The organism is Bacteriovorax sp. PP10, from assembly GCF_035013165.1.
Lineage (GTDB): Bacteria > Bdellovibrionota > Bacteriovoracia > Bacteriovoracales > Bacteriovoracaceae > Bacteriovorax > Bacteriovorax antarcticus.
This window is the reverse complement of the sequence record NZ_JAYGJQ010000001.1, coordinates 134,340-147,006: the sequence shown is the minus strand read 5'-3', so window position 1 is coordinate 147,006 and position 12,667 is coordinate 134,340. Positions and strand designations below refer to the sequence as shown.

At 38.3% G+C, this 12,667-nt stretch carries 11 protein-coding genes; 9 read left to right on the top strand and 2 right to left on the bottom strand.

Annotated elements, in window-relative coordinates:
- Positions 1-12: 12 nt before the first annotated feature.
- Positions 13-1,392, bottom strand: coding sequence for a flagellar filament capping protein FliD (gene fliD / locus SHI21_RS00650; RefSeq protein WP_323574163.1), 1,380 nt, complete (start codon positions 1,390-1,392; stop codon positions 13-15).
- Positions 1,393-1,824: 432 nt separating this feature from the next.
- Between fliD and SHI21_RS00645 the strand changes: the two genes are divergently transcribed.
- The 8 genes from SHI21_RS00645 to lepB all read left to right on the top strand — a co-directional run bounded on the left by SHI21_RS00645 (position 1,825) and on the right by lepB (position 8,937).
- Complete coding sequence (locus tag SHI21_RS00645) at positions 1,825-3,153, top strand: hypothetical protein (RefSeq protein ID WP_323574162.1); 1,329 nt, start codon at positions 1,825-1,827, stop codon at positions 3,151-3,153.
- 83 nt (positions 3,154-3,236) lie between these two features.
- The gene (locus SHI21_RS00640) at positions 3,237-3,464 is read left to right on the top strand and encodes a hypothetical protein (RefSeq protein ID WP_323574161.1); all 228 of its coding nucleotides are present in this window, start codon (positions 3,237-3,239) and stop codon (positions 3,462-3,464) included.
- Positions 3,465-3,853: 389 nt separating this feature from the next.
- Entirely contained in the window at positions 3,854-4,612 is a 759-nt protein-coding gene (locus SHI21_RS00635; protein WP_323574160.1) for an inositol monophosphatase family protein, read from the top strand.
- 85 nt (positions 4,613-4,697) lie between these two features.
- The gene (locus tag SHI21_RS00630; protein WP_323574158.1) at positions 4,698-5,657 is read left to right on the top strand and encodes a sigma 54-interacting transcriptional regulator; all 960 of its coding nucleotides are present in this window, start codon (positions 4,698-4,700) and stop codon (positions 5,655-5,657) included.
- Between the two features lie 91 nt (positions 5,658-5,748).
- On the top strand, positions 5,749-6,081 hold the full coding sequence (locus SHI21_RS00625) for a barstar family protein (RefSeq protein WP_323574157.1): 333 nt from the start codon (positions 5,749-5,751) through the stop codon (positions 6,079-6,081).
- A gap of 4 nt (positions 6,082-6,085) precedes the next feature.
- Entirely contained in the window at positions 6,086-6,679 is a 594-nt protein-coding gene (locus SHI21_RS00620; RefSeq protein ID WP_323574156.1) for an RlmE family RNA methyltransferase, read from the top strand.
- 34 nt (positions 6,680-6,713) lie between these two features.
- Positions 6,714-8,162 (top strand): penicillin-binding transpeptidase domain-containing protein, encoded by a 1,449-nt coding sequence (locus SHI21_RS00615; RefSeq protein ID WP_323574154.1) that lies wholly within the window; start codon positions 6,714-6,716, stop codon positions 8,160-8,162.
- A complete protein-coding gene (lepB, locus tag SHI21_RS00610) occupies positions 8,134-8,937 on the top strand; it encodes a signal peptidase I (protein WP_323574153.1) in 804 nt (267 codons plus the stop codon). The genes SHI21_RS00615 and lepB overlap by 29 nt, the downstream gene beginning before the upstream one ends.
- Here lepB and SHI21_RS00605 read toward each other — a convergent pair.
- Entirely contained in the window at positions 8,934-11,306 is a 2,373-nt protein-coding gene (locus SHI21_RS00605) for an endonuclease MutS2 (RefSeq protein WP_323574152.1), read from the bottom strand. The genes lepB and SHI21_RS00605 overlap by 4 nt on opposite strands.
- On the opposite strand from SHI21_RS00605, the gene SHI21_RS00600 reads away from it, so the two are divergent.
- A complete protein-coding gene (locus SHI21_RS00600; protein WP_323574151.1) occupies positions 11,305-12,627 on the top strand; it encodes a hypothetical protein in 1,323 nt (440 codons plus the stop codon). The genes SHI21_RS00605 and SHI21_RS00600 overlap by 2 nt on opposite strands.
- Positions 12,628-12,667: the final 40 nt, after the last annotated feature.

Below are 12,667 nucleotides of genomic sequence, written 5' to 3'. Positions count from 1 at the left end.
CCTAAATTCCCTTTATCCTAGTTGTTGTACAGGATCACTCATTCCCTGAAGTCCTGCTCCTGAAGATCTGATCTTTGAAATCGTTCCTTCAAGCCTTGCGAATTTATCTTTTAAACTTTTTTCTTTTTCTTCGATGTATTTCGTTTTTTGAGCAATCCTTCTGTCGATTTGCTCAATGTTACTTGTCAGTGTTTTCTTTCTACTTTGGACAAGTCCATCGGGTACTCTTAGGGCCATGTTCACCATGCCACTTAAGTTATCCATGAATCCTTCAGTCTTTCCGCCTTCAGGAGTGAATGTTCCGGTAAGAACCTGTGCAACGTTGTTATAGTCAGCATCCAGTCTCGATTGGAATTTCTTTTCATCAAATTCCATCATACCCTGACGGTTAAAACTCATTCCGATATCACCGGCACGCATATAACCTTTGTCAGTTAATACATCTTTAAAAACGGCAGAGTGAATACGACCTTCCAATGACTGAAGCATAATATCTCCACCCAGTGTGCGTGAAGTATCTGTCTTTTCATCCATTGTGTTTTGTTGTTTGATAAATCCTAAAACACCGTTAATTTTTGCAACTAAGTCAGTCACTTTCGCACCAACGGCCGCAGTATCTTCGGAAATTTTAAGTGTGAATTCTTCGCCTTCCTTTGCTTTCTTCAAATCCAGAGTTACACCCGGGATTAAATCAGCCGCTTTATTTTCCGGAGTTTCAATTTCAAATCCATCGAGCTTAATTTTTGCATCGTGAGCTTCTCGTTGGAATTCAAGCTGGAAGTCCTGGTCTCCATCAACAAAATAGAAATGTGGAAAATCAACAGCTGCTTCATCACCAGTTTTGTTTAAACTTAAAATAAGTCTCCATGGCGTATCAGATCCACTACCGTCGTTAATAACGTTGGCCGTGATTCCTAAAGCAGAGTCTTTGTTAATCAGCTTGGCCACACTCGCTAGTGAAGCATTATCTGAATCAACATAAATATCTTTTGTATCACCATTGGGAAGTGTGTACTGAATAAACCCTACCCCAATATAACTTTCATCTTTATCTTCAAAACCCGTCGACATCGCAGAAGACTTTTGAGCAAGAGAGACAACTTCAAGTTGATATGATCCCGGTACGGCCCTGTTTTTATCAACGGCCACACCAACCATGTCAGTGTTGGTATCTACTTTTAATTCACGTAAAGAGCGAGCGCTGGCGTTCATGGTTAAATTCCCACGCACGTCTTCAACCAGCTTTACCAGCTGATCGACCAGACCTTTCTTGTCTGTGATCTTTCCTTTTTGCTTTTCCATGTTCTGGATAGGAATTTGCTCAGCAGAAATAATCTGCTTAACAATATCTTTTGGAAGACCTGTATTGATGGAACCGAACGATATGGCCAAAATTCCTCCTGAATTAAGGTGACCGCTATGGCAAAGAATATCATATTCGATAGGACCAACCATACGCTCGGCAGGTTTTGCTCGGATGATTCGAATGTATGTAATGTTGAGTGAGGGGCTACAGTATTAATAGCTGTGAATTTCGCTCGGCATGCCCTAAAATAAAAAAAGCCCAGGATGGGGCCCGGGCTTTAAATCTAGGATGAATTTCCGAAGTTTAGGTTTGGGATAAACTTCTTACTTATTTAATCGGTTATTATGGATAATACTTTAGCAAATAGTTCAAACATCTTTAAATTAAAGTGGAAGTTCTTCACTTTCCGAATAGTTAGCTATTTTTCTTTCTTGTTAATACCCGTATATGTCCAAAAAGGACTTGAGTTAAAGCCTCTAGCATTAGCTGCTTTGATGACTCTTTATATACTCTTTATAGTGAGCCAATGGTTCTTGCTTGGTAAAGAAATCGATCACCGTTTGAAAATTTATTTCCGAGTGAATTCATCCATTGATCGAGTTGTGTATAGATTATTTCTGGGAATGTTCTTTTTCATTCTCTTATTCAACATGATTAACTTCCTCGACTCCAAGTGGATTTACAACAGTTACTGGATTACCTGGGTGGTACTCGGTTTGTTTTACTCATGGCCTACTCGTGGAAAAATTATTCAAGAGTCAGTGTCATCTAATTTTGGTGAATTTAAGTTCCTCGATCGTTTTGAAAAAACTCTCGTCGCCTTAATTCTCTTAATGTTTATTTTCTCAGTTCCAGAACTTCCTCCACAGGCCAACGTGGATTTGTTGAAATTATATTTTGATCCATTAGAAAAGATCGGGAATCCATTTTGGAATTTCATGATCGTAAACTACTACCCTTTTAAAACTTATCCGGGGCTTTTTCGTTTGGCCTGGAGCTTACATTTTTACATCGTAGGACTTGGACTCTTCTTATTAGTCTTCTACGCATTCCTCAGATTCTTCGTTTCGCGAAGACTTTCATTACTCGGAGTGTTCGCCTTAGTCTCAACCTGGTCATTCAGTAAAACGCTCACCAGCAACGTTGAGTTCTCATTCCTCACGACTTATTCGCTGATCTGGATCTGGACGCTTTTATGGGTTACCAAGAGCTCGACATACAGGGCTGGACTGTTTCTAGGTCTTGTCAGTTACTGGGGGGCTCTAATAAATCAAAGTTACGCCATCCTGGCATTCTTCCAGATTGGATTCTTGTATTTCTTTTTCTTAAAAGACAGAACAAGCTGGTACAAAAGACAGCTGCTTCGTTACGCGCTTTTTGGAATCATCTTAACTTTGATACATCTGTTTACTCACATGGATCTGCTAGAGTCGATTCACTCGATAGATTTTTCTTTCCTAGGAGTAGTGGCACGAGAGATTGACCGTAAGGCCTTCTTCATCCTTTCATTTTTTGGATTAATTGCAATCTTGGTGAAAACGTACTCATCAAAGATCAAAATCATGAAAGATTTTCAGATAGAGCAGCAGAGTTTGAACATTGTTATTCTTTCCTATTTTATGTTCATTCTTTTATCGCTTTTCTGGGATGATTCCCTGGTAACTGGCTTTGGAACCATGTGGGCCCTGGCCTTTTTGAGCCTGATTCCGCTGGAGTTGATCTTTCAATCAATTAGCCGTTTGCGCTCGAAACGCAACATGATTTACGTGATTTACATCCTGATCTGTTTGCTCGATTCCCATTTTGAAGGGCGAGTGAAGCTCTTTATTAAGATTTTTAACAGTTAATTAACATTTCTAATTTTTAGATGTGATACAATTTGTTTAAGGCAATAACAATGATGTGATTGTCCTTTTCCAGTGGAGTCGCAATGTTTAGAACAGGAATGACTAAAGGAATCTATGACAGCTTCCTACGCACGCACAACCTGAACAGAACTGAACTAGAAGCAGCCCCATTTATCTTCGTTGACCCATCTACCGGCACTATGAAACTTCTCACTAATCTCATGAGCTCTAACGAGTCTGGGAAAGAAATCTTCGCGCTCTCAATTGCAAATTGTGGTGACGTAGAAGTTCTCTCAACTGAGAACAACTAAGACTTAGACCGAACTGGTTTAAGAAAATTTTCAATCGTGCTTACTGGAGCAATTCATTTGTTCTCAGTAAGCTTTTCACTCTCAAAAATCATTCTTACATTATATCTCGCTATTAAATACCCGAGTGACAGTTTTTTGACTTTTTGTGAATAACTACGGTGTTTCAGTGGCAAATCTCCCACATATGTTTTACAAGTAACAAACAGTTGTGAATATCACCCCTAACTATTTAAAATAATGAAATAGAAAAATTTTAATATTTGTGGTGAAATTGCTCAGCATAAAAACAAATTGTGGATAACTCGGCACTTTTTGTGGATAAAATAATCAAGTCAACTAAATTAAGTTGAATATTGTAAGAAAGTTTCAATGATGCAAGGTGGAAATATATGAAAATCACTCAGACTGAAGTTATTCTTGAGTTGACAAAAAAACTTAGTATTTTATTTGGCCCGAAAGCTTCAAAAGGTATTGAAGTGAATTTGAAATCTGACAACACCATCGTGACTGAAATTGATTTATTCGTTTCAACTCTTTTAAAAGAAAAATTAAAAAAGCATCCGACGTATACAAATTACAATTTTTTCAGCGAAGAAGAATTTGATCAGCTGATTTTTCCCAGCGCCATTCTCGATCCTATCGATGGAACTCGTGAGCTTGCCAAAGGAAGAGCTGAGTGTGCCGTTTCACTTGCACTGATGAAATCTCCTGAACTCTCTGACCCGGAAAACTATGGATGGCTCTATAACCCATTCAGTGGATTTAACCTGGATAGCGACACTCCTTTTGTTGCTTCTAATAACAAATCAATTCAAAAAATTTTAGGAATGGTATCTCGCTCAGAATTTGAGAAGGGATACTTCAAAGACTTTATTGATCTCGATCCTAAAATTGAAATTACTCCAAGAGGAAGTATTGCTTTTAAGTTAGGGCTGCTTGCTAGCGGTGGATGCGATTTCGTTTTAAGTTTAAGTCCAAAAAACATTTGGGATATTGCAGCTGGTTCAGTGTTATGTGCTCAACGTGGAATCAAGATGTATCAAAACGGAGTGGAGATCACTCGTCTTGACCAAGTTCATATTAAGGGCATTTTACTTTGGGCCCCGGAAGATACTGCTCACGAAGTGTGGGCAAAAATTCAAAAGTGAAAAATAAGATTTAAAGCGTCTTTTATCTGGTTCATTAAACCAACCCTGGTTGTATGAGTGGTTCAAACTCATAGGGGGAAGTCATATGAATCAGAGACTCTTACAAAAATTCATCAATCTATCTGCACCACTTCTCATTACCGGTGAAACGGGAACAGGAAAATCTTTTTTAGCGAAGAAGGTTTTTGAATCATCGAGAATTTATAAAGAAAAATTTATCACGGCCCATCTGGCGAGTTTGAAAGAAGATTTGTTGGAGAGTGAACTCTACGGTTTTAAAAGAGGTGCATTTACGGGAGCTATCGATGCTAAAAATGGTTATCTTCGTGATGTTGGTAATGGAACATTATTTTTAGATGAAATCGGAGAGCTTTCTCTAGATGCTCAGAAAAAACTTCTCTATCTTCTTGAAGAAAAAAAATTCACCCCACTTGGTTCAACTCAGTCACAAGACTTTTGTGGAAGAATCATCATGGCCACGAACAAGAATTTAAAAAGTCTGGTAGATCAAGGATTGTTTCGCGAGGATTTGTATTATCGTGTAGCTGTTTTCAAACTGGAACTTCCTCCATTGCGTGAGAATTCGGAACTCTTGTCACAGTCAATCCAGGATCTGTTAACTAAACTAAAAACAACTTATCAAAGACCACATTTATATTTCTCTGAAGAGGCCCAAAACTTCCTTTTAAAGAATCCGTGGAAGGGGAATTTCAGAGAATTAAAAAACACACTTGAGTATGCAGTCGTTATGAGTGAAGAGCGCCAGATTAAGCTCTCTGATTTTCCACAAAATGCTCCAACCGCAGAAATCCTTCCTAAAGCTCAGGAAAAGGACTTTATTGAGGGTTTTCCCATGGACTTCAATCAGAGTCTGGAGTTGTTTGAGAGAATGTACTTGAAGGCGATTTTAGAGAAAAACGGCGGTCGGGTAAACGATACGGCCAGGAGACTTGGTATGAGTAAAACAACTCTGATTCAAAAGGCGAAAAAGTATCAGATCAACACTCTAAAAATGCGTTCAGACGCTAGTATTTTGGCCGCGTAAAAAATACATCTGCCTTGGAGTTTCGTTGACTTTCGCTCGAATTAAGCGCAAAAAGCAGCAAATTGAATTGTTTATTCTTGGGGAATAATATATGAAAACTGCAGTAGTGGCCGCGGTATCGATGCTTATGTCTTTTCAAGTGCTGGCCTCTGGATCTGTTTTAATCAACGGAAAAGAAGTGAAGTCACAAGAGCATGTGCACACTATGCTGGCGAAACAGTTAAACTTCTCAAGTTCATATGGAAAGAATCTTGATTCGCTTTACGATACACTTAGCACTGATCTTTCGAACCAAACGGTTATTAAAATTAAATATCTCAGCATCCTAAAAAGCAAACTTGGTGCTGATTACATGGACGCCTTGATTCAAGCAATCTCGGACGCCTCACAAGATAATCCTAAAGTAGTTTTGCTTCTCGAGTAATAAAATGAATTTCAAAGTAAAAGACCATTTTTTTCACAAAGCTAAGAAAGAAAACTTTCTAGCTCGCTCTGTTTATAAGCTTGAAGAAATCGATGAGAGATTTAAAATTCTCAAAAAAGATGATCAGGTAATCGACCTTGGATATCACCCTGGATCGTGGATTCAGTACACATCACAAAAGGTCGGTGTCAACGGTATGGTAATTGGTGCCGATGTAAGAGACATAAATACTAAGTTATCCAATCTAAAAAATGTCCGCGTTTATCAAAAAGATGTTCTGGAAATTCAATCAATGGAAGAGCTTGGAGTAAGCGAGCAATTCGATGTGGTATTGTCAGATATGGCACCAAATACCACAGGTATTCAGTCGGTTGATCAGGCTAGATCATTAAATTTAGTAGAGATGGTATTCTTTTTACTACCTAAATTTTTAAAACCAGGTGGAAATGTCGTGGTGAAAGTTTTTGAAAGTAACGACGCCCAGGTGTTTTTAAAAGAACAAAAGAAGCACTTCTCTGAGTTTCATTACCTGAGACCTCAATCTACTCGTTCAGTTTCTAAAGAATATTTTGTCATTGGGAAGAATTTTAGGCCATAATAGAACCTCACCTGCAACCAAGATGGTTTTAAACATGGATTCGTTTAAAAAAAAGAAAAACAGTAAGTTTGCCTTAATCTTGATCGTTACCTGCCTAAGCGTATTCGTTGGCGGAAGTGCGATTAACATTTTCCAAGGTAAGTTTAACCAAAAACTCAACGCTGCTGAGGTCAATGACCCTAGCAACACTCCTCAAATGTCTGATGATCTGAAATCTTCGATTGATAGATCATACAGGTCAGCGACCACTTGGCCGCAAACAATTGATGTAAATAAGAAGAAGGCCAGTATCGAATATGCATTCGATCCTAAGCTTGATGCGTATATCACGAAGCTTCTTAAGTCATACCGCTCAGATTATGCAACAGTTGCCGTTATTGATAACGAAACAGGTGAAGTCTTAGCTGCAGTTGGTGTGGAAGGTAGAACTGGTAGTGTCGATGACAGTTTAGTTTTAAACAGCACTCACCCATCTGCTTCATTAATCAAAATGATTACGGCAGCTGAGCTCATTCAAAACGCAAAAATTGCTCGTAGTACTGAATTTGAATTCCGTGGAAGAAGTACAACTCTCTTCAAATACCAATTAGACGAATCAAAAAATAATCGTTGGGATAAATCACAGGATTTTGAAACTGCTTTTGCAAAATCAAACAATGTAATCTTCGGTAAAGCTGCCATCAAATACATGAATGGTGAAAAGCTTGTGAAGATGGCAGAGAACTTCGGTTTCAACCAATCATTTGTTCAAGAATTACCTTTCATGAAATCACATATCGGAATTGCACCAGCTGGTGACGATTACCGTTTAGCTGAATTTGCTTCAGGCTACAATGATGAAACCGTTATCTCGCCAATTCACGCGGCGATGATGGCCTCTATCGTTGCTAACAACGGGATTATGAAAAACCCAAAGGTTATTGCGAAGATTTCAGATGTAGCAAGTGGTGAAACACTTTGGGAAAACACAGCGATTGAAAGACGCGTACTGGCCCCTGAAACAACAAAAGAAATGCAAGAGATGATGGCGATGACCATCGATGGTGGAACAGCTAGAAAGTCTTTCGGTAAAATGAACACTGGTTACAAGAACGCGTTAGAGATCGGTGGAAAAACGGGAAGTATTACGGGTGGGACACCTTTTGGTAAGAGAGACTGGTTCTCAGCTTATGCAATCCCTCGCGACCATGAGCGTGGAAAAGGTATTTCGATCAGTGTCATGAACGTTAACGTTAAAAGATGGCACGTAAAATCGACAATGCTTGCTAAAAACATTATTGAGTATTATTACAATGAGATTCGTCCAGTTCCGATCACTATGGTTAAGATGCCTCGCATGGCACAGTCCCGACGTAAAGTCAGGAAGTACAAAAGGAGCGTAGCCAGTAGTAGATCAAAAAAAGAAAGCATCCAACAAAGAAAAAAAAGTACTAAAAGAGAGATAGGTAAACGAAATGAGCGAAAATCAAACACCACAATCTAGTGAGCAAGATCCTCACGCTGAACTAATGAAAAGCGTTGAAGAGGATACGACAAAGAAGCAAAAGCTAATTAAAGAAGTTAAATCAATTGCACTAATCATTATTGCAGTCTTAACTTTCAGGTCAGTTTTTTTCGAACCATTTAGAATTCCTTCAGGGTCAATGATTCCCACTCTTATGATTGGTGACTTTATTCTGGTAAATAAATTCGCATACGGTTTCAAAGTTCCTTTCACAGACGTTGTGATCGGGGATAAGAGCTACGATCCTATATATGTTGTAAAAAGAGACGGACCTAAAAGAGGTGACGTTATCGTTTTCAAATATCCAAAAGATCTTTCTGTTAACTACATCAAGCGTGTAATCGGTCTTCCGGGTGACACAATTGAAATCAGAAACAAAGTTGTCTTCGTTAATGATAAAGCTCTTGAGCCTCATGAATTTGATGGCAAGAAGATCATGGATGACATGGATGATAAGTTTAAAGGTTACAATCTAAAGTTCTATAAAGTTAAAACTGGTGATGTTGAACATGTTATCCAACAAGATAACGACAACTATTACAAAGTAGACTTTGATAAGATTACAGTTCCAGCTAATAGCTACTTCGTAATGGGTGACAACCGTGACTTCTCTTACGATGCTCGTTACTGGGGATTCGTAAAACACGAACAGATTAAGGGTAGAGCAATGTTCGTATGGTTCTCACTGATTTTCCCTTTCGGGGAAAATCCAGCGAAGTTCCGTCCATGGAGAATCGGAACTCCGATTAACTAAGTAAAAATTTTCGTACAACCATCATTGCCTTCGATGTTTTCCCATCGAAGGTCGCGATGCTCCTTCTTCAGATAACTTCGCAGCCAATTCTTTAAAACTCCATCGCCATGTCCATGAATGATAGTCACAAATGGGATTTCTCCTGTGATAACTTCATCAATTGAGTCTTCAGCAATTTTTTGGAATTCCTCTAAGCGCATTCCACGGCAATCGACTTCGATATCTCCGCGAACTGTTTTTTGGATGTTGATACTGACCTTCGGTGCGGGGGGTTTTGCTCCAGAAGGGTATCTAAGAGTGTCAGGTGATACCCAAACTGACAGGGCGCCGTTTTGGATTTGTACTTCTTTTTTTCTCAAATTTACGTTTTGAACTTTAACATTTTTTCTCACAGTAAGAGAGAATACTGTTCCACCAATTTGAATGTCTTCAATGTTGATATGGCGAAAGTGAGCGTAGATATTTTCCGGGTCTTCTTTGTTTTTACGTTCTGGTTTTTCTTTAATAAGCGAAGACTGGATGCCGGCGATCTCGTTATTTAGACCGCGTTTGTTAGCCGTTTTACCACTTTTAACGTCAGCTAAAAGTCTTTCTGCTTGATCAAAAAGTCCTTTAATTTTTCTGGTGTATTCGTTTAGGATCTTTTCTCGCTCGAGGAAGAGAGTTCCTTCCATCGCAGCTTTTTGATTTCTTAGCTCAGTGTTTAATAAGCGGTTAGAGGCCAGAAGTTTATCCTGGTCAATTTTCTTTTGTGAAAGCTCTTGAAGGAGAGTTTCGTAGGTCACTTGTTTTTTATCTAATAACTCACGGGCCCTGCTGCTAATATCTGTTTGAATTCCAAATTTTTCAGAAAGGTTATCAAAGATTTTAAAAGCAAGTGAGCTTCCAGGTTCCCCCAGAATTAATTTATAAGTCGGACGATTTAAATCAAAATCGTAACCCACGTGGGCAGAAACATAATCACCACGAGAGTGCATAAATGTTTTTAGGACCTGGTGATGGGTTGATAAAACAACTTTTGATTTTGATCTTTGGTGAACTTCATCTAAAAAAGCGATCGCAAGAGCTGAGGCTTCTTCAGAAGATGTTGAGTTAAAAATCTCGTCGATGATAATGAGATTTAATGGGCCCAGGGACTTTAATAGTTCCAGATAATACTTAGATTCAGAAGCAAAAGAGCTCAATCCTTCAGCAAGATTTTGATGGTCATGACTGAAGTAAAAGAGGTCTTCTACAGGGTGAATGTCAGCATTAATGGCCGGAACATACAATCCGATATGAACTAATAAAATAGAGAGAGTTAATGATTTTAAAACAACAGTTTTACCACCGGTATTTGGCCCGGAAATAATCAGACCCTTATGACTTGAATCCAACTCGATATTGTTTTTGATCGGATTAGTTAAAAGTGGGTGATAGATACCGTTAATTTCAAAATAGAATCTTTCGTTTAGTTTTGGCTTAGAAAGTCCAAGCTTTTGAGTGTAAGTGGCCTTGGTATTAAGCCAGTCAAGCTCAAGGGCCCATTCGCTCATGAGTACAAATTCATTGGTATAAAGGTGAACAGTCTTACTTAATTCGATCGTAAGTTTTAAAATAGTTGATTCAATTTCAGAAAGAAGATGGATTCTCTTATTTCCTTTTTCTCTCACATCATATGGTTCAACAAATAAAGTCATACCACTTTGTGATCTGCTGACGATAGGCCCTAATTCAGAATTGTAAGAATCAGAACGCACGGCCAGAACATAGCGGTCGTTAATAATATCGTAACTATCAAGTTGAAGTTTATTAGAATATAAATCAGTTTTAGAGACTTTTTGAATGGAGATTCTCAGGTCGTTTTCTAGTGCCAAAACTTCTGCGTATAAACGTTTGAGAACCGGGTGTCTCTCATAAGAAACGTTTCCGTTGTAGTCAACGAAGTCTCTTAGTGGATTAACAAAGTTTCTTTTAATTTTGCTTAATGTATTGGCCTCGAAAGAATAGTCTTTGGCAAAAACTAACGAACGGAACATAGACAAACTTTCTTGGTAGCATTCAGCGATCTGGGCAAAGAAGTGAAGTTCTTTTGCTTCAAAGAATTTACCTTTAGAAATATCGCGGATTAGTTTGAATGCCGATTCATCTGCTGGCAGCATACGAAGTTTAGAATTGAAAGACAGACTATAATCATCGTAATCTTTTAAATAGCTTTCCAGTAAATCTAAATCCTGTTGAATAACAGAGATGCTTCTCGCTCTTGGAGATGAATTAAATTTTACTTTAGTCAGGTCAAAATGTGATAAGCTGGAGATATCAGAAACCAACAGTGACCAATCGAGGAGCTCGAGAGCTTCAGAATTACCGTTTAGAAGATTAAGGGCCATGATACAAACTCACCAACAATTATTAATAACTAGAGACGAATATAACACTCTCTTCTCAAAAAATGAATTTTATCCAATTCAAAAAGCGTATACAACGCCTCATTTTTTGGTTCTTGGGTTGAGATTTCCTGGTCAGAATGTTGTTTTATACATTGGTAGAGGAAATCAGTACGAAGGTTTTTTTCTTTCCAATAAATTTCCGCCGTCATATTTGAGAATTCAGGATCGTCTTTTAGATTATACGAGAAAGTATCTGGTCGGAGCGCGCCTGGGGAAAATGGAAGTGGATGACAATCATTTTCTTACTCTCTTTCATTTTAAAAATGAGCATACAGATAATTCCTTTTCTTTTGGTTACAAAGATCGTCAGTTGTTTTTCGTCAGACAGTGCAAGGAAGAAATTTATACTAGCTGGAATGGTGAGACATCAAGCGGGAAAGATATCGGCCAACTTGTTGATTCATTGTTAGGTAAAAAAAGTCTTCCTGAAACAACAAGGGCGAGTTCGTGGACTTTAGAAAGTTATTTTGAAGATGAACAAAAGAAAATGAGCGGAAAGCCTGTTCAAAAAAAGAAAGAAAAGTTTCTTCAGAAAAAACTCAATAATATTACAAGTGATTTAGGTGATGTTCAGAAATGGCACTTGATGGAAGATGATCTTTTATCAGAAGAGACTGAAGTCGAGTTTGGTGAACATCAAACAGTGATTCACGGACATAAAGTAAAATTCAGCTCACACCTTAATCAATGGCAAAAGCGCGATGTGGTTTTTGGAAAAATAAAAAAGCTTAAGAAGGCCGAAGAGATTTTAAAGAGCAGGCTTCAAGAAACGGATGAAGAGTTATCAAAAGTAAAACAAGGTGAGTTTGAATACGAAGTGACTAAAGAGAAGGCGATAGCACCTCTTTGGAAAACATCGGCCGTTGGTCGATCATCAGCTAACAGTGATCACAATGTAAAAAACTTTCAGCTCAAAAAGTTTACTGGAACGATTGCACTGGATGCTGAAAGTAATGATTGGCTAAGGTCTCAATCGGCCAAAGATCATTATTGGTTTCACATTGAAAACTATCCGGGCGCTCATTGTTTGATAAAAAATGATGATATTAGTACTCTTAGTGGAGAGGATTTGTCGGCCATTGCTTCAATGCTTAGAGATTACTCACAACTAGAGATAACAGAAATACCTGTGATTTATAGTCAACTAAAGAACGTAAAGGGTTTAAAAGGCGCACAGGGAAAGGTCCTTATTAAAAAACCAAGATATCTGAGATGCAATTATATAAACTGGAAAGAAATAATTACCATAGGGCAGCCATGATTGCAGGTAACGCCCGCACTCTATAGAATAGATATTATAT

What these genes read in the sequence shown, in the direction of transcription:
- SHI21_RS00640 (WP_323574161.1), top strand. Translation starts at nt 3,237, where the DNA reads ATGTTTAGAACAGGAATGACTAAAGGAATCTATGACAGCTTCCTACGC.
- SHI21_RS00635 (WP_323574160.1), top strand. Translation starts at nt 3,854, where the DNA reads ATGAAAATCACTCAGACTGAAGTTATTCTTGAGTTGACAAAAAAACTT.
- SHI21_RS00630 (WP_323574158.1), top strand. Translation starts at nt 4,698, where the DNA reads ATGAATCAGAGACTCTTACAAAAATTCATCAATCTATCTGCACCACTT.
- SHI21_RS00625 (WP_323574157.1), top strand. Translation starts at nt 5,749, where the DNA reads ATGAAAACTGCAGTAGTGGCCGCGGTATCGATGCTTATGTCTTTTCAA.
- SHI21_RS00620 (WP_323574156.1), top strand. Translation starts at nt 6,086, where the DNA reads ATGAATTTCAAAGTAAAAGACCATTTTTTTCACAAAGCTAAGAAAGAA.
- SHI21_RS00615 (WP_323574154.1), top strand. Translation starts at nt 6,714, where the DNA reads ATGGATTCGTTTAAAAAAAAGAAAAACAGTAAGTTTGCCTTAATCTTG.
- lepB (WP_323574153.1), top strand. Translation starts at nt 8,134, where the DNA reads ATGAGCGAAAATCAAACACCACAATCTAGTGAGCAAGATCCTCACGCT.
- SHI21_RS00600 (WP_323574151.1), top strand. Translation starts at nt 11,305, where the DNA reads ATGATACAAACTCACCAACAATTATTAATAACTAGAGACGAATATAAC.
- SHI21_RS00605 (WP_323574152.1), bottom strand. Translation starts at nt 11,306, where the DNA reads ATGGCCCTTAATCTTCTAAACGGTAATTCTGAAGCTCTCGAGCTCCTC.